Below are 16,615 nucleotides of genomic sequence, written 5' to 3' on the forward strand. Positions count from 1 at the left end.
GCTTACGAATCCGAGTAAGAGCAACGGGGGGGAGTGACCCCCGCCACTTTACAGGTGCTCGCATATCTTCAACGCACCCTATTTTTACCCAAGCCTGCCCACAGGCAGGCTTTTGGGGAGGTTAGCGAGTCAGGTCGTCAAAAAACTTCTTCACACCATCAAAGAAGCTCTTTGAACGCGGGCTGTTGTGCTCACCGGTTGGGCCACCGAAGCTTTCCTGCAGCTCTTGCAGCAGCTGTTTCTGCTTCTCGTTCAGACCTACCGGTGTTTCGACGACAACGCGGCACAGCAAGTCACCTTGCGCACCGCCGCGAACAGACTTGACGCCTTTACCGCGCATACGGAACAGCTTACCGGTCTGGGTTTCGCCAGGCACTTTCAGTTTGACGCGACCATCAAGGGTCGGTACTTCGATTTCGCCACCCAGCGCTGCCATAGCGAAGTTGATCGGGACTTCGCAATACAGGTTGTTGCCTTCACGCTCGAAAATCGGGTGCTGTTTAACCTGAACCTGAACGTATAGATCGCCTGCCGGTGCGCCATGCTCGCCCGCTTCACCTTCGCCCGCAAGACGGATGCGGTCTCCAGTGTCCACTCCTGCCGGGATTTTAACGGACAGCGTTTTGCTGCGCTCAACACGACCATGACCATGACATTTGTTGCACGGATCTTTGATCAGCGTACCGCGGCCCTGACAGTGTGGACAGGTCTGCTGTACAGCGAAGAAGCCCTGGCGCATCTGCACCTGACCAGAGCCATGACAGGTCGGACAGGTCTGCGGCTGTGTACCTGGTTTTGCACCGCTACCGTGGCAAACGTCACACTCTTCCAGAGTCGGAATGCGGATCTCTTTGGTCACGCCACGTACAGCTTCTTCGAGGGTGAGCTCCATGTTATAGCGTAAATCAGCACCGCGCGCCGCACGTTGACGACCACGTCCGCCGCCAAAAATATCGCCGAAAACGTCACCAAAAATATCGCTGAAGTCTGCGCCGCCGCCAAAACCGCCGCCGCCCATGCCGCCTTGCTCAAACGCAGCATGACCATACTGATCGTATGCCGCACGTTTTTGCGAGTCGGTCAGAACTTCATAAGCTTCCTTGATCTCTTTAAATTTCGCCTCGGCCTCTTTGTCACCCTGGTTACGGTCCGGGTGGTATTTCATGGCCAGGCGTTTGTAGGCCTTTTTGATTTCACGCTCTTCCGCTGTTTTGGAAACGCCTAAAATCTCGTAATAATCTTGCTTAGCCATCTTTTTTGATTTGCCCCTAGATGAATGCACGGGCGGAGAGGAAATTCCCCTTCGCCCGTGTCAGTATAATTACCCGTTTATAGGGCGATTATTTTTTGTCTTTGACTTCTTCAAATTCAGCGTCGACAACATCGTCATCTTTCGCGTTGTTTGCAGAAGCATCAGCACCGGCAGTCTGCTGCTGGGCATGTTGCTGCTGGGCGATTTCCATCAGTTTCTGGGAAACCTGTGCCAGTTCCTGCATTTTCGCTTCGATAGCGGCTTTGTCTTCACCTTTCAGAGCAGTTTCCAGTGCAGTCAGCGCAGACTCGATAGCAGTTTTGTCGTCAGCCGGCAGTTTGTCGCCTGCTTCTTCAACCTGCTTACGGGTGCTGTGCAGCAGATGGTCACCCTGGTTGCGAGTCTGTACCAGCTCTTCAAACTTACGGTCAGCTTCGGCGTTAGCTTCTGCGTCGCGTACCATTTTCTGGATTTCATCTTCGTTCAGACCAGAAGAAGCCTTGATGGTGATCTTCTGCTCTTTACCGCTGTTTTTATCTTTCGCGGAAACGTGCAGGATACCGTCAGCATCGATATCGAAGGTAACTTCGATCTGCGGCATACCGCGCGGTGCCGGGTTGATACCATCCAGGTTGAACTGACCCAGAGATTTGTTATCAGCTGCACGTTTACGTTCACCCTGCAGCACGTGGATGGTTACCGCAGACTGGTTATCTTCAGCGGTAGAGAACACCTGGCTGTGCTTGGTCGGGATAGTGGTGTTTTTCGCGATCAGCGTCGTCATCACACCGCCCATGGTTTCGATACCCAGAGACAGCGGGGTAACGTCCAGCAGCAGTACGTCTTTTACGTCACCAGTCAGAACACCACCCTGAACAGCAGCACCGATTGCTACAGCTTCGTCCGGGTTAACGTCTTTACGCGGCTCTTTACCAAAGAATTCAGCAACTTTCTTCTGAACCATTGGCATACGAGTCTGACCACCCACGAGGATAACGTCGTCGATATCAGATACGGACAGGCCAGCGTCCTGCAGTGCAACTTTCAGCGGCTCAATGGAACGGTTTACCAGGTCTTCAACCAGGCTTTCCAGTTTCGCACGAGTCACTTTGATGTTCATGTGTTTCGGACCGGTCGCGTCTGCAGTGATATACGGCAGGTTAACGTCGGTCTGCTGAGCGGAAGAAAGTTCGATTTTCGCTTTTTCTGCCGCTTCTTTCAGGCGCTGCATTGCCAGCGGATCGTTGCGCAGGTCAATGCCCTGATCTTTCTTGAATTCTTCAACCAGATAGTTAATCAGACGGCTGTCGAAGTCTTCACCACCCAGGTGGGTATCACCGTTGGTTGCCAGAACTTCGAAGGTTTTTTCGCCGTCAACTTCGTCGATTTCGATAATAGAAATATCGAAAGTACCACCACCCAGGTCATAAACCGCGATAGTACGGTTGCCAGTACCTTTGTCCAGACCATAAGCCAGCGCAGCTGCGGTCGGTTCGTTGATGATACGTTTTACTTCCAGACCAGCGATACGGCCTGCGTCTTTGGTTGCCTGACGCTGAGCATCGTTAAAGTATGCCGGTACGGTAATAACAGCTTCAGTTACCGGTTCGCCCAAGTAATCTTCCGCGGTTTTCTTCATTTTTTTCAGCACTTCAGCAGAAATCTGCGGCGGTGCCATTTTTTGGCCTTTAACTTCGACCCAAGCGTCGCCGTTATCAGCAGCAATAATTTTGAACGGCATGATGGAAACATCACGCTGTACTTCTTCGTCCTGGAAGCGGCGGCCAATCAGGCGTTTAATCGCAAACAGGGTGTTTTGCGGGTTTGTCACTGCCTGACGTTTAGCCGGCTGACCAACCAGAGTTTCACCATCCTGGGTATAGGCAATGATAGAAGGCGTGGTGCGATCGCCTTCGGCGTTCTCCAGTACACGAGGAGTGGTGCCATCCATAATCGCTACACAAGAGTTGGTAGTACCCAGGTCGATACCAATTATTTTACCCATCTAAACGTCTCCACTATATATTCGGTCATCATGTGGTTGTGAGTCTGTAATAGGGGCGAAACGTTTGGTTTCAACAGCCCAATTTCATTTTTTTTGCAGACTCACTCACTGCGGTTGACTACTAAATGGGGTCGTAACCCACGTCATCAAGGGGGAGATGCAAAAATTTTTTGTGCTTTTGCGCAGAAATTTCGCGATATGCCAGAAGAAGCCATGAAACAGACAGTAATTTCATTCATACAATGAATGAATTGCAACCAAGGCATTCACAAAAAAATTGTAATAAAAAGAAAAGATTACATGACTGAAACTTCTTTTCATCAGCAGTAAACTAGTGAGTATTCTTCCCCCTTCCCTCCCCACGAAGAGAATCCTTATGAAATCCGTTTTTACGATTTCCGCCAGCCTGGCAATTAGCCTGTTGCTTTGCTGCACAGCGCAGGCAAACGACCATAAAATCCTCGGCGTCATTGCCATGCCGCGTAACGAAACCAACGATCTGGCGCTGAAACTTCCTGTTTGTCGCATTGTTAAGCGTATACAACTCTCTGCCGACCATGGCGATTTACAGTTAAGCGGTGCATCGGTTTATTTTAAAGCCGCCCGTAGCGCCAGTCAGAGCCTGAATATTCCTTCAGAAATAAAAGAAGGGCAAACCACTGACTGGATCAACATTAACAGCGATAACGACAATAAACGCTGCGTCTCAAAAATCACCTTTTCCGGCCATACGGTGAACTCATCGGATATGGCCACGCTGAAAATTATCGGCGACGACTAACGCCAGAATATAGAAGCCACAAAAAATGAATGTTAATTACCTGAATGATTCAGATCTGGATTTTCTCCAGCATTGTAGTGAGGAACAATTGGCAAATTTCGCCCGGCTGCTCACCCATAATGAAAAAGGCAAAACTCGCCTCTCCAGCGTACTGATGCGCAACGAACTGTTTAAATCGATGGAAGGACATCCCGAGCAACATCGCCGCAACTGGCAGCTGATTGCCGGAGAATTACAGCATTTTGGCGGTGATAGCATCGCGAATAAATTACGCGGACACGGCAAACTGTACCGGGCCATTTTGCTCGATGTTTCAAAACGATTGAAGCTGAAAGCCGACAAAGAGATGTCTACGTTTGAAATTGAGCAACAGTTACTGGAACAATTTCTGCGTAATACCTGGAAGAAAATGGACGAGGAACATAAGCAGGAGTTTCTGCACGCGGTCGATGCCAGGGTGAATGAGCTGGAAGAGCTGCTGCCGCTGCTGATGAAAGACAAATTATTGGCAAAAGGCGTGTCGCATTTGCTTTCCAGCCAATTGACCCGCATTTTACGCACCCACGCAGCAATGAGCGTACTTGGGCATGGTTTGCTGCGCGGCGCGGGGCTGGGAGGCCCTGTAGGCGCGGCACTAAATGGGGTTAAAGCGGTCAGCGGCAGCGCCTATCGCGTGACGATTCCAGCCGTACTGCAAATCGCCTGCCTGCGCCGGATGGTTAGTGCCACTCAGGTCTGATACCGGAAACCGGGGAAAATTTTCATTTTCCCTTCAAAAGATCGTAGACACTGCCCCACTGGCTGATTATTATGCCGCGCCCTGAAAACACTACAGTTATTCAGGGAAATTATTTCACCATTCATTCGATGATGATTTTTGAGGAATTATGGGCAACACTAAGTTGGCTAATCCGGCACCGCTGGGCCTGATGGGCTTCGGCATGACCACCATTCTGCTTAACCTGCACAACGTGGGTTATTTCGCTCTTGACGGTATTATTCTTGCAATGGGCATTTTCTACGGCGGCATCGCGCAAATTTTTGCTGGTCTGCTGGAGTACAAAAAAGGCAACACTTTCGGTTTAACCGCATTCACCTCTTACGGTTCTTTTTGGCTGACGCTGGTTGCGATTCTGCTGATGCCGAAACTGGGTCTGACCGATGCGCCAAATGCACAGTTCCTTGGTGTATACCTGGGTCTGTGGGGCGTATTTACGCTGTTTATGTTCTTCGGCACGCTGAAAGGCGCACGCGTTCTGCAATTCGTTTTCTTTAGCCTGACCGTGCTGTTTGCCCTGCTGGCGATCGGTAACATTGTCGGTAATGCCGCGATCATCCACTTTGCCGGCTGGATTGGTCTGATCTGCGGTGCCAGCGCAATCTATCTGGCGATGGGTGAAGTGCTGAATGAGCAGTTTGGTCGCACCGTTCTGCCGATTGGTGAATCCCACTAATTGTTTTGAGATCCCCCCGCTCGGGGGGATTTTTTTATTCGCTAACTTCGCGTCTTGCACTCTTCGGTCTGAATGCTGCAACCACTTCCGGTGCCGTTTCAACGTATGGCCCTTCCAGCAACTGAATGCAGTACGGTACGCTGGCAAAAATACCGTGTACCACAACGTTACCCTCAGCATCCTTCACCCCTTCCAGCGTCTCTTTAATAGACTTCGGCTGACCGGGTAAGTTAAGGATTAGTGCTTGTTTGCGAATCACGCCCACCTGGCGCGAAAGGATCGCGGTTGGAACAAAATGCAGGCTAATTTGGCGCATCTGTTCACCAAAGCCTGGCATCTCGCGGTCCGCTACTGCCAGCGTCGCATCGGGCGTGACGTCACGACGCGCCGGACCAGTTCCGCCCGTGGTGAGCACCAGATGGCAACTCATTTCATCCACCAGCTCACACAACGTTTGCTCGATGATCGCCTGCTCATCGGGGATTAAGCGGGTTTCCAGTTCAAACGGCGTGGTTAGCGCCGATGTCAGCCATTCTTCCAGCGCTGGGATGCCTTTATCCTGATAAACGCCGCTGGATGCGCGATCAGAGATGGAAACTAAGCCAATACGTAAAGTATTCATTAAGATTTTTCCGTTTAAACAGTCTCGTTAAACAGAATGATACACTGCGAAGGGAGTGACAGACAGGCTTCAGAAGAGGTAGCGTGACCGACTTCCCGGTCACGCTAAGAATGATTACAGCAGATCGCCGATCATTTTTTCCAGTTTTTCCTGATCAACAGCAAACTTACGGATACCTTCCGCCAGTTTATCTACTGCCATTGGATCCTGGTTGTGCTGCCACAGGAACTCGGACTCAGTGATACGCGCCGGACGCGCTTTCACTTCGCCGGTGTAAGACAGTTTACGTTCGATAGCCCCTTCGCTCTCAGCCAGCTCTTTCAGCAGTGCCGGTGCGATGGTCAGACGGTCGCAGCCTGCCAGTTCCAGAATTTCGCCGATGTTACGGAAGCTTGCGCCCATCACCACGGTTTCATAACCGTGCTCTTTGTAGTACTGGTAGATTTCAGATACAGAAACCACACCCGGATCTTCTGCCGGAGCGTACTCTTTCTTATCGGTATTCGCTTTGTACCAGTCAAGAATACGGCCAACAAACGGCGAGATCAGGAACACGCCCGCTTCCGCACAAGCACGAGCCTGAGCGAAGGAGAACAACAGGGTCAGGTTACAGTTGATACCTTCTTTTTCCAGCTGTTCTGCAGCACGGATACCCTGCCAGGTAGAAGCCAGTTTGATCAGAATACGATCGTTGCTAATACCTGCATCGTTGTAGAGTTTGATCAGGCGTTTTGCTTTCGCAATTGACGCTTCGGTGTCATAGGAAAGACGCGCATCAACTTCAGTTGAGATACGGCCCGGAACCAGTTTCAGGATTTCCAGACCAATATTTACTGCCAGTTTGTCGGTCGCGTCCACGATTTGCTGCGCGCGATCGTTGCTCTGCTGTTTCGCCCAGGCGACAGCATCATCAATCAACTTACGATATTCCGGAATCTGCGCTGCGTTAAGAATGAGAGAAGGGTTAGTTGTGGCATCCTGCGGTTGATACAGCTTCATTGCCGCGATGTCCCCAGTGTCGGCCACTACGGTGGTGTACTGACGAAGGGAGGTCAATTTGTCCGTCATGATAGTATTTCTCTTTAAACAGCTTGTTAGGGGGATGTAACCGGTCTGCCCTGATGATATCACGACGCAACGTCAGCGCAACCGCCGACAAGACGGTTATCGCCTGGCGAGACTGTTTCGGATTTCTGACACTGCGTTGATATCGCCCGCCATTTTTATACAAAACCTCATGTATGCTACGCAGAAGTTATCAACTACCTCGTAGCGTATATACTTCTTAAACAATTGGTAACGTTTACACAGGAAAGTCATCGCGACCGGCAATAAGAGGGATATGCATGCCAGATTTTTTTTCCTTTATTAACAGCGTCCTCTGGGGCTCGGTAATGATTTACCTGCTCTTCGGCGCAGGTTGTTGGTTCACTTTTCGCACCGGTTTTGTGCAGTTTCGCTACATCCGCCAGTTTGGCAAAAGTCTTAAAAATAGCATTCATCCACAGCCAGGCGGTTTAACCTCATTTCAGTCATTGTGTACCAGTCTTGCGGCGCGCGTGGGTAGCGGCAACCTGGCTGGCGTTGCGCTGGCTATTACCGCCGGTGGACCAGGTGCCGTCTTCTGGATGTGGGTTGCCGCGTTTATCGGCATGGCGACCTCGTTTGCCGAATGTTCCCTTGCACAACTTTATAAAGAACGTGACGTTAATGGGCAGTTTCGTGGCGGACCGGCATGGTATATGGCGCGCGGGCTGGGGATGCGCTGGATGGGCGTTCTGTTCGCCCTCTTTTTGCTCATCGCCTACGGCATAATTTTCAGCGGAGTTCAGGCGAACGCCGTTGCCCGAGCCCTGAGTTTTTCTTTTGATTTTCCCCCGCTGGTGACAGGCATTATTCTTGCTGTCTTTGCTCTGCTGGCAATCACTCGCGGTCTTCATGGCGTCGCCCGGCTCATGCAGGGGTTTGTCCCGTTGATGGCGGTAATCTGGGTACTGACCAGCCTGGTAATTTGCGTAATGAATATCGGGCAACTTCCCCACGTCATTTGGTCTATTTTTGAGAGTGCTTTTGGCTGGCAGGAAGCGGCAGGCGGCGCGGCGGGATATACCTTAAGCCAGGCGATTACTAACGGTTTTCAGCGCAGTATGTTTTCCAATGAGGCGGGAATGGGGTCGACGCCAAACGCGGCAGCGGCAGCTGCGTCCTGGCCTCCGCATCCCGCAGCGCAAGGGATTGTCCAGATGATTGGCATTTTTATCGACACCCTGGTCATCTGTACGGCAAGCGCCATGCTGATATTACTGGCTGGCAACGGCACAACCTACATGCCACTGGAAGGTATTCAGCTTATCCAGAAGGCGATGCGGGTGTTAATGGGTTCCTGGGGTGCGGAGTTTGTTACCCTCGTGGTTATTCTGTTTGCCTTCAGCTCCATCGTTGCCAACTACATTTATGCCGAAAACAATCTCTTCTTCTTACGCCTGAACAACCCTAAAGCGATCTGGTGTCTGCGAATCTGCACCTTCGCAACGGTCATCGGCGGCACCTTGCTAAGTCTTCCGCTGATGTGGCAACTGGCAGATATCATAATGGCCTGCATGGCTATTACCAATTTGACCGCCATATTACTGCTCTCGCCTGTGGTTCATACCATTGCCAGTGATTATCTACGCCAGCGTAAACTCGGCGTGCGCCCGGTGTTTGATCCGTTGCGTTATCCGGATATTGGTCGCCAGCTTTCTCCGGACGCGTGGGATGATGTTTCGCAGGAGTAATCACAACTATCGATCAACTCATTCTCTTTTTTTGCTAAAGTCGGCATAAATTTCCTGCAAGGACTGGATATGCTGATTCTTATTTCACCTGCGAAAACGCTCGATTACCAAAGCCCGTTGCCCACCACGCGCTATACGCTGCCGGAGCTGTTAGACAACTCCCAGCAGCTGATCCATGAAGCGCGGAAACTGACGCCTCCGCAGATTAGCACCCTGATGCGCATCAGCGACAAACTGGCGGGCATCAACGCCGCTCGCTTTCATGACTGGCAGCCAGATTTCACGCCAGAGAATGCCCGACAGGCGATTCTGGCATTTAAAGGTGATGTCTATACTGGCTTGCAGGCCGAAACCTTCAGCGAAGACGATTTCGATTTTGCCCAACAACATTTGCGAATGCTTTCCGGCTTGTATGGCGTACTGCGCCCGCTCGATTTAATGCAGCCTTATCGTCTGGAAATGGGGATCCGTCTTGAGAATGCCCGAGGGAAAGATCTGTATCAATTCTGGGGAGATATCATCACCAACAAGCTGAACGAGGCGCTCGCAGCACAAGGCGATAATGTGGTGATTAATCTGGCATCAGATGAGTATTTTAAATCGGTGAAGCCGAAGAAATTGAATGCCGAGATTATCAAGCCAGTGTTCCTCGATGAGAAGAACGGCAAATTTAAGATAATCAGCTTCTACGCTAAGAAAGCGCGCGGTCTGATGAGTCGTTTCATTATTGAAAATCGGCTGACCAAACCAGAGCAACTAACTGGCTTTAATAGCGAAGGTTACTTCTTTGATGAAGCTTCCTCCAGTGATGGGGAACTGGTGTTTAAACGCTACGAGCAGCGTTAAGTTTGCAGTAAATGCCGGATGGCAATCCGGCATTCATATTTAGCGATGATGTTTGTCCGGCCCCGGACGATGATCGCCACGGTGGTCATTACGATGATCATGGTGCTTGTTATGACCTGGCGGCGATCCGTGTGGGTGCCAGCGATTGCCTCGCCATTCATAATGTTGTTTCCACCAGCCGTGGTCGCGCCAGTGACCGCCATCCCAGTAATAGCCACGATTATCACGATCGCCTATCTGTAATTTTACTGACGGGACTAACGTAATTTCCGCAGCCTGTGCTGCCATGGGAGCGACCAGAACCAGGGAAAGTGCGAGTACGATAGATTGCATCTTTTTCACAGGTTACTCCTTTTATCATTGCCCGTTATGGGTCGATATCCGGAGATTACGCGATGAGAACGGCGGTTGTTATTCTCCGCAATCCTAATCTCTAAGTTACCGCATTTATTGAGAATTTCTCCTTTTTTCCTGTCGTTTTTCTCCATATTTTCTTCATAAAAAAGCCGGGCTGTATAAAAGCAAACCCGGCCTGATTGAGATAATGAATAGATGTTACTGATGATTCATCATCAATTTACGCAACGCAGCAAAATCGGCGGGCAGATTATGCGAAAGCAAGGGTAAATCAGCACGTTCTGCCAGCTCTTTTGGCAGATCCAATGTTTCACCGAGAATCGCTTCCACGCTCTCTTTAAATTTCGCCGGATGCGCGGTGCCGAGGAACAAGCCATATTCGCCTGGATGCAACTGGTCACGCAGCGCACGATAAGCTACGGCAGCGTGCGGCTCCGAGGTATAGCCCAGTTCTTTTAACTCACGCATTGTCTGTTGCGTGGTTTCATCATCTACGGCTGCATAACCCAGCTCTTTCAGTTGCCAGATTTTGCGGCGGAACAACTCTTCCACACGCGGCCAGTTGTTCGGTTGACTCACGTCCATCGCGTTGGATAACGTCGCCTGAGTCGCTTTAGGGGACCACTGCCCGTCGTGCAGGAAACGCGGCACGGTATCGTTCACGTTAGTGGCAGCGATAAAACGCTTCACCGGCAGGCCAAGAGATTTCGCCAGCAGGCCCGCAGTCAAATCGCCGAAGTTACCGCTCGGCACCGAGACAACCAGCTGGTTGCGCGCTTCCTGCGGCAGCTGCGCAACAGCTTCAAAGTAGTAGCAAATCTGCGCCAGCAAACGGCTGATGTTAATGGAGTTAGCAGAGTTTAGCCCCAGCGCCACCTTCAGTTCTTCATCATCAAACGCCTGCTTCACCAGCGCCTGACAGGCATCGAAATCGCCGTCGATGGCAACAGTTTCAATATTGCCGCCCAATGTACAGAACAGTTTTTCTTGCAGTGGACTGATTTTGCCTTTTGGATAGAGGATAACCACTTTCACATTCGGTAAACCGTAGAAAGCATGAGCCACTGCCGCTCCAGTATCACCGGAGGTCGCGGTCAGAATGGTCACTGGCTTATCGCCCGCAATATGGGTCAGCATTTGTGCCATAAAGCGACCGCCGAAATCTTTAAATGCCAGTGTTGGCCCATGAAACAATTCCAGACAACCGACATCGCTTTCAACATTGGCGACCGGAGCCGGGAAGGCAAACGCCGCGCGCACGCGCTCTTCCAGTATTTCCTGCGGGATCTCATCACCAATAAACGCCGAGAGGATCTTCGCACTGCGGGTGACAAAATCCAGTTTCAGCATCTCATCAATTTCAGTCAGGCTAAATTCCGGTAGGTCGTGCGGAAAAAACAGCCCCTGATTTTTGCCCAACCCCTGAGTTACGGCTTGCGCAAAGCTGACCTGTTCGTTGTGATCTTTCAGATTGTAGAGTTTCATTTAGTTTTCCAGTACTCGTGCGCCTGCCGTATCCAGCCGGCAAATATGAACAAAACCTTCCTGATTTTGCAGGTAGTTCTTACCCAACCAGTCGGCAACGCGCTGGGCGGTATCCGGCTTGTCACACAGAGCGAACAAGGTCGGCCCGGATCCGGAGATACCGCTCGCTACCGCGCCGATTTCCGCGACCGCCTGCCGCGCCTGCTTGAAGCCAGGCAGTAAACGTTCACGGTAAGGTTCAGCGATAACATCTTTCATCAACTTCGCGGCAAGCTCAGGTTGACGGGAATAGCAGGCGTGAATGAAGCCTGCCAGATGTCGCCCGTGCGCAATGCAATCCTGGCGGCGATACTGCGCCGGTAAAATCGCCCTGGCTTCTGCCGTCGAGACTTTAATCCCCGGATACGCCAGCACCCACAGCCACTCATCAAACCCTGGCACTTGCTGGCTGATGATGTCGTTTTCTTCGATCATCAACTGCATACCACCAAGAAAACACGGTGCCACGTTGTCGTAATGAATGCTGCCGGAGATACGCCCTTCCAGCTCGCCCATCAAAGCCAGCAAACGAGTGTCATTAAGCGGCTTGCCGCAGTGTTCATTCATCGCCATCAGCGCCGCGACCACCGAACAGGCACTGGAGCCTAAGCCCGAGCCGATCGGCATATTCTTTTCCAGCGTCATTGCCACTGGAATTTGCTTGCCCAGCTCCTGGCAAAAACGCTCCCAGCACTGATAAACGATATTTTCCCGTGGTTCTGACGGCAGCTTATCGGCAAAACGTCCGAGATTGTTGAGACTGAATGTCTCTGCCGCCTCAACCGTGACTACATCTCCGAGCAATGCACCATCAACAGGTGTCACCGCCGCCCCGAGCACATCAAACCCGACGCTCATATTGGCACTGGAAGCCGGGGCATAAACTTTAACCATGTCAGACTCCTAACTTCCATGAGAGGGTACGTAGCAGATCGGCAAAGACACCAGCAGCTGTAACGTCATTGCCCGCGCCATATCCGCGCAGAACCAACGGCAGCGGCTGATAATAGTGGCTATAGAAGGCCAGGGCGTTTTCGCCATTTTTCACTTTGAACAGCGGATCATTGCCATCCACTTCGGCAATCTTCACGCGGCAGATGCCATCTTCATCAATATTGCCAACATAGCGCAAAACTTTGCCCTCATCACGAGCCTTCGCCACGCGTGCGGCAAAGAGATCGTCGAGCTGTGACAGATTCGCCATAAAAGCTGCAACATCACCCTCTGCGTTAAACTCTGCGGGCAGCACAGGTTCAATTTCAATATCCGCCAGTTCCAGTTCACGTCCCGTTTCACGGGCGAGAATCAATAGCTTACGCGCCACATCCATACCAGAAAGATCATCTCGCGGGTCCGGTTCGGTATAACCCATTTCCCGCGCCAGCGTGGTCGCCTCGGAGAAACTCATGCCTTCGTCTAACTTGCCGAAGATATAAGAAAGCGAACCGGAAAGAATGCCGGAGAACTTCATTAATTCATCACCTGCGTTGAGCAGATTTTGCAGGTTCTCAATAACCGGTAATCCAGCCCCAACGTTAGTGTCATAGAGGAATTTACGCCGCGATTTTTCCGCCGCATAACGCAACTGATGGTAGTAATCCATCGACGAGGTGTTGGCCTTTTTGTTTGGCGTAACCACGTGGAAACCTTCGCGCAGGAAGTCAGCATACTGATCCGCCACCGCCTGGCTGGAGGTACAGTCGACAATCACCGGATTCAGCAAATGATATTCTTTCACCAGGCGAATTAAGCGCCCGAGGTTAAACGGCTCTTTGGCTTGCGCCAGTTCTTCCTGCCAGTTCTCCAGATTAAGGCCATGCACATTGGTGAGCAGAGCCTTTGAGTTGGCAACGCCGCAGACACGTAAGTCGATATGTTTATTCTTCAGCCAGCTTTGCTGGCGCTTCAGTTGCTCCAGCAGCGCACCGCCAACACCACCGACGCCAATCACAAACACTTCGATAACCTGATCGGTATTGAACAGCATCTGGTGGGTAACGCGCACGCCAGTGGTCGCATCATCGTTATTTACCACGACAGAGATTGAGCGTTCAGAAGATCCCTGAGCAATGGCGACAATGTTGATATTGGCGCGGGCCAGCGCGGCAAAGAATTTCGCCGAGATCCCACGCAAGGTGCGCATACCATCACCTACCACCGAGATAATGGCTAGCCGTTCCGTCACCGCCAGCGGCTCCAGCAAGCCTTCCTTCAGTTCAAGATAGAACTCTTCCTGCATCGCCCGTTCAGCTCGCACACAGTCGCTTTGTGGAACGCAGAAACTGATACTGTATTCAGAAGACGATTGCGTAATCAGCACCACTGAAATGCGAGCGCGTGACATCGCTGCAAAGACGCGCGCCGCCATGCCGACCATCCCTTTCATTCCCGGACCGGAAACGCTAAACATTGCCATGTTATTCAGATTGGAAATGCCCTTGACTGGTAATTCGTCTTCATCACGGCTGGCGCCAATGAGCGTACCTGGTGCTTGAGGATTTCCGGTGTTTTTAATCAGGCAAGGGATTTGGAACTGGGCGATGGGGGTAATGGTGCGGGGGTGAAGAACTTTAGCGCCGAAGTAGGAAAGCTCCATCGCTTCCTGGTAGGACATCGACTTCAACAACCTCGCATCGGGCACCTGACGCGGGTCGCAGGTATAGACCCCGTCAACGTCCGTCCAGATCTCGCAACAATCGGCGCGTAAACAGGCAGCCAGTACCGCGGCGGAGTAGTCGGAACCGTTACGTCCAAGCACCACCAGTTCGCCTTTTTCATTACCGGCGGTGAAACCTGCCATCAGCACCATGTGGTCAGCCGGAATGCGGCTTGCCGCAATACGGCGGGTGGACTCAGCAATATCGACGGTAGATTCGAGGTAATGACCGACTGCCAGCAGTTTTTCGACCGGATCGATTACGGTAACGTTGTGACCACGCGCTTCTAACACGCCGGCCATAATGGCGATCGACATTTTCTCGCCACGGCAAATCAGTGCCGCGTTGATGCTATCCGGGCACTGCCCTAACAAACTAATACCATGCAGGACATGTTTAATTTGGGCAAATTCCTGGTCGACGAAAGTTTTCAGCTGCGCCAGCGGGAATCCCGGCTGAGCGGCGGCGAGTCCCGTCAGAAGTTCGGCAAAAATACGTTCGGCATCGCTGATATTGGGTAAAGCATCCTGGCCGCTAATGGTTTTTTCAATCATCGCCACCAGGTGGTTGGTGATTTTGGCGGGGGCAGAGAGGACGGTGGCCACCTGCCCCTGCCTGGCATTGCTTTCCAGAATATCGGCAACCCGCAGAAAACGTTCTGCATTTGCCACTGATGTACCGCCGAACTTCAACACTCGCATGGTTGTTACCTCGTTACCTTTGGTCGAAAAAAAAGCCCGCACTGTCAGGTGCGGGCTTTTTTCTGTGTTTCCTGTACGCGTCAGCCCGCACCGTTACCTGTGGTAATGGTGATGGTGGTGGTAATGGTGGTGCTAATGCGTTTCATGGATGTTGTGTACTCTGTAATTTTTATCTGTCTGTGCGCTATGCCTATATTGGTTAAAGTATTTAGTGACCTAAGTCAATAAAATTTTAATTTACTCACGGCAGGTAACCAGTTCAGAAGCTGCTGCCAGAGACACTTTTTTTAATCCACACAGAGACATATTGCCCGTTGCAGTCAGAATGAAAAGCTGAAAAATACTTACTAAGGCGTTTTTTATTTGGTGATATTTTTTTCAATATCATGCAGCAAACGATGCAACATTGCCGTGTCTCGTTGCTCTAAAAGCCCCAGCCGTTGTTGTAACCAGTCGACCAGTTTTGTGTCATCTGCCACTGCCAGGGTCGTCAGCAATGACATGGCTCGTTCGCGTAAAGCTTGCAGTTGATGTTGGTCTGCCGTTGTGTCACTTTTGGCCGGTTGTTGTATTAATGTTGCTAATTGATAGCAATAAACCATCACCGCCTGTCCCAGATTCAGCGAAGGATAATCTGCCACCATCGGCACACCAGTAAGAACGTCAGCCAAGGCTAACTCTTCGTTAGTCAGCCCGGAATCTTCGCGACCAAACACCAGCGCTGCATGGCTCATCCACGAGGATTTTTCCTCTAACAGCGGCACCAGTTCCACCGGCGTGGCGTAGTAATGATATTTCGCCCGACTGCGTGCAGTGGTGGCGACAGTGAAGTCGACATCGTGTAACGATTCAGCCAGAGTTGGGAAAACTTTAATATTATCAATAATATCACCAGATCCATGTGCGACCCAGCGGGTAGCTGGCTCCAGGTGTGCCTGACTATCGACAATTCGCAGCTCGCTAAACCCCATCGTTTTCATTGCCCGCGCCGCTGCCCCAATATTTTCTGCTCTGGCGGGTGCGACCAGAATAATCGTTATACGCATATTGCCACTCTTCTTGACCTAATAACCGCGCACAGGGTGATCATTGTCAACTTATTACGCGGATCGAATTTACAAACTCTTAACGTAAGTCGCAGAAAAAGCCCTTCACTTAGCTTAAAAAAGACTAAACTATTTCCTGACTGTACTAATGGTTGAATTGTTAAAAAATGCTACATATCCTTCTGTTTACTTAGGATAATTTTATAAAAAATAAATCTCGACAATTGGATTCACCACGTTTATTAGTTGTATGATGCAACTAGTTGGATTATTAAAATAATGTGACGAAAGCTAGCATTTAGATACGATGATTTCATCAAACTGTTAACGTGCTACAATTGAACTTGATATATGTCAACGAAGCGTAGTTTTATTGGGTGTCCGGCCCCTCTTAGCCTGTTATGTTGCTGTTAAAATGGTTAGGATGACAGCCGTTTTTGACACTGTCGGGTCCTGAGGGAAAGTACCCACGACCAAGCTAATGATGTTGTTGACGTTGATGGAAAGTGCATCAAGAACGCAATTACGTACTTTAGTCATGTTACGCCGATCATGTTAATTTGCAGCATGCATCAGGCAGGTCAGGGACTTTT

General features: G+C 50.8%; 16 protein-coding genes and 1 other annotated feature. Of the genes, 5 read left to right on the plus strand and 11 right to left on the minus strand.

What is annotated here, in order from left to right; translation table 11 throughout:
- Positions 1-121: 121 nt before the first annotated feature.
- Positions 122-1,252, minus strand: coding sequence for a molecular chaperone DnaJ (gene dnaJ / locus AACU19_RS04570; protein WP_001118464.1), 1,131 nt, complete (start codon positions 1,250-1,252; stop codon positions 122-124).
- An 88-nt stretch (positions 1,253-1,340) separates the two neighbouring features.
- Positions 1,341-3,257 carry a molecular chaperone DnaK gene (gene dnaK, locus AACU19_RS04575; protein ID WP_000516135.1) on the minus strand — a complete coding sequence of 639 codons (1,917 nt, stop codon included), beginning with the start codon at positions 3,255-3,257 and terminating at the stop codon, positions 1,341-1,343.
- Between the two features lie 376 nt (positions 3,258-3,633).
- Here dnaK and AACU19_RS04580 point away from each other — a divergent pair, with 376 nt between their 5' ends.
- The 3 genes from AACU19_RS04580 (at position 3,634) to satP (ending at position 5,492) form a co-directional block, all read left to right on the plus strand.
- Entirely contained in the window at positions 3,634-4,038 is a 405-nt protein-coding gene (locus AACU19_RS04580; protein ID WP_105271164.1) for a DUF2541 family protein, read from the plus strand.
- A 25-nt stretch (positions 4,039-4,063) separates the two neighbouring features.
- Positions 4,064-4,777, plus strand: coding sequence for an acidic protein MsyB (gene msyB / locus AACU19_RS04585; RefSeq protein ID WP_001102367.1), 714 nt, complete (start codon positions 4,064-4,066; stop codon positions 4,775-4,777).
- Positions 4,778-4,925: 148 nt separating this feature from the next.
- Complete coding sequence (gene satP, locus AACU19_RS04590; protein WP_000528541.1) at positions 4,926-5,492, plus strand: acetate uptake transporter; 567 nt, start codon at positions 4,926-4,928, stop codon at positions 5,490-5,492.
- Positions 5,493-5,526: 34 nt separating this feature from the next.
- On the opposite strand, the gene mog is transcribed toward satP, so the two are convergent.
- Both mog and tal read right to left on the minus strand, forming a co-directional pair.
- Positions 5,527-6,114: a molybdopterin adenylyltransferase gene (mog, locus tag AACU19_RS04595; protein WP_001094685.1), complete on the minus strand. Its 588-nt coding sequence runs from the start codon at positions 6,112-6,114 to the stop codon at positions 5,527-5,529.
- A 114-nt stretch (positions 6,115-6,228) separates the two neighbouring features.
- Positions 6,229-7,182, minus strand: a complete 954-nt coding sequence (gene tal / locus AACU19_RS04600) for a transaldolase (RefSeq protein ID WP_000130187.1) — start codon at positions 7,180-7,182, stop codon at positions 6,229-6,231.
- Between the two features lie 278 nt (positions 7,183-7,460).
- Between tal and AACU19_RS04605 the strand changes: the two genes are divergently transcribed.
- Both AACU19_RS04605 and yaaA read left to right on the plus strand, forming a co-directional pair.
- A complete protein-coding gene (locus AACU19_RS04605; RefSeq protein ID WP_039020374.1) occupies positions 7,461-8,891 on the plus strand; it encodes an alanine/glycine:cation symporter family protein in 1,431 nt (476 codons plus the stop codon).
- A gap of 69 nt (positions 8,892-8,960) precedes the next feature.
- Positions 8,961-9,737: a peroxide stress protein YaaA gene (yaaA, locus tag AACU19_RS04610; RefSeq protein ID WP_039020375.1), complete on the plus strand. Its 777-nt coding sequence runs from the start codon at positions 8,961-8,963 to the stop codon at positions 9,735-9,737.
- 39 nt (positions 9,738-9,776) lie between these two features.
- Here the strand turns inward: yaaA and AACU19_RS04615 are convergent, their stop codons facing one another.
- The 7 genes from AACU19_RS04615 to yjjY form a co-directional block, all read right to left on the minus strand.
- Positions 9,777-10,079 (minus strand): DUF2502 domain-containing protein, encoded by a 303-nt coding sequence (locus AACU19_RS04615; protein WP_039020376.1) that lies wholly within the window; start codon positions 10,077-10,079, stop codon positions 9,777-9,779.
- A gap of 213 nt (positions 10,080-10,292) precedes the next feature.
- On the minus strand, positions 10,293-11,579 hold the full coding sequence (thrC, locus tag AACU19_RS04620; protein WP_039020377.1) for a threonine synthase: 1,287 nt from the start codon (positions 11,577-11,579) through the stop codon (positions 10,293-10,295).
- On the minus strand, positions 11,580-12,512 hold the full coding sequence (thrB, locus tag AACU19_RS04625; protein ID WP_000241655.1) for a homoserine kinase: 933 nt from the start codon (positions 12,510-12,512) through the stop codon (positions 11,580-11,582).
- Position 12,513: 1 nt separating this feature from the next.
- The gene (gene thrA, locus AACU19_RS04630) at positions 12,514-14,976 is read right to left on the minus strand and encodes a bifunctional aspartate kinase/homoserine dehydrogenase I (protein WP_001264706.1); all 2,463 of its coding nucleotides are present in this window, start codon (positions 14,974-14,976) and stop codon (positions 12,514-12,516) included.
- Positions 14,977-15,001: 25 nt separating this feature from the next.
- Positions 15,002-15,121: a sequence feature (Thr leader region), on the minus strand.
- Complete coding sequence (thrL, locus tag AACU19_RS04635) at positions 15,057-15,122, minus strand: thr operon leader peptide (RefSeq protein ID WP_001386572.1); 66 nt, start codon at positions 15,120-15,122, stop codon at positions 15,057-15,059. (Overlaps the previous feature by 65 nt.)
- A 213-nt stretch (positions 15,123-15,335) precedes the next feature.
- Positions 15,336-16,022, minus strand: coding sequence for a tRNA/rRNA methyltransferase (locus AACU19_RS04640; protein ID WP_001223153.1), 687 nt, complete (start codon positions 16,020-16,022; stop codon positions 15,336-15,338).
- Between the two features lie 399 nt (positions 16,023-16,421).
- A complete protein-coding gene (gene yjjY, locus AACU19_RS04645; protein ID WP_001303782.1) occupies positions 16,422-16,562 on the minus strand; it encodes a protein YjjY in 141 nt (46 codons plus the stop codon).
- Between the last annotated feature and the right edge of the window lie 53 nt (positions 16,563-16,615).

The sequence above is a fragment of the Escherichia sp. MOD1-EC4550 genome, from assembly GCF_963876935.1.
In the GTDB taxonomy this organism is placed as follows: domain Bacteria; phylum Pseudomonadota; class Gammaproteobacteria; order Enterobacterales; family Enterobacteriaceae; genus Escherichia; species Escherichia coli_F.

Coding starts and splice junctions, on each gene's coding strand:
- dnaJ (WP_001118464.1), bottom strand. CDS start 1,252: ATGGCTAAGCAAGATTATTACGAGATTTTAGGCGTTTCCAAAACAGCG.
- dnaK (WP_000516135.1), bottom strand. CDS start 3,257: ATGGGTAAAATAATTGGTATCGACCTGGGTACTACCAACTCTTGTGTA.
- AACU19_RS04580 (WP_105271164.1), top strand. CDS start 3,634: ATGAAATCCGTTTTTACGATTTCCGCCAGCCTGGCAATTAGCCTGTTG.
- msyB (WP_001102367.1), top strand. CDS start 4,064: ATGAATGTTAATTACCTGAATGATTCAGATCTGGATTTTCTCCAGCAT.
- satP (WP_000528541.1), top strand. CDS start 4,926: ATGGGCAACACTAAGTTGGCTAATCCGGCACCGCTGGGCCTGATGGGC.
- mog (WP_001094685.1), bottom strand. CDS start 6,114: ATGAATACTTTACGTATTGGCTTAGTTTCCATCTCTGATCGCGCATCC.
- tal (WP_000130187.1), bottom strand. CDS start 7,182: ATGACGGACAAATTGACCTCCCTTCGTCAGTACACCACCGTAGTGGCC.
- AACU19_RS04605 (WP_039020374.1), top strand. CDS start 7,461: ATGCCAGATTTTTTTTCCTTTATTAACAGCGTCCTCTGGGGCTCGGTA.
- yaaA (WP_039020375.1), top strand. CDS start 8,961: ATGCTGATTCTTATTTCACCTGCGAAAACGCTCGATTACCAAAGCCCG.
- thrC (WP_039020377.1), bottom strand. CDS start 11,579: ATGAAACTCTACAATCTGAAAGATCACAACGAACAGGTCAGCTTTGCG.
- thrB (WP_000241655.1), bottom strand. CDS start 12,512: ATGGTTAAAGTTTATGCCCCGGCTTCCAGTGCCAATATGAGCGTCGGG.
- thrA (WP_001264706.1), bottom strand. CDS start 14,976: ATGCGAGTGTTGAAGTTCGGCGGTACATCAGTGGCAAATGCAGAACGT.
- AACU19_RS04640 (WP_001223153.1), bottom strand. CDS start 16,022: ATGCGTATAACGATTATTCTGGTCGCACCCGCCAGAGCAGAAAATATT.
- yjjY (WP_001303782.1), bottom strand. CDS start 16,562: ATGACTAAAGTACGTAATTGCGTTCTTGATGCACTTTCCATCAACGTC.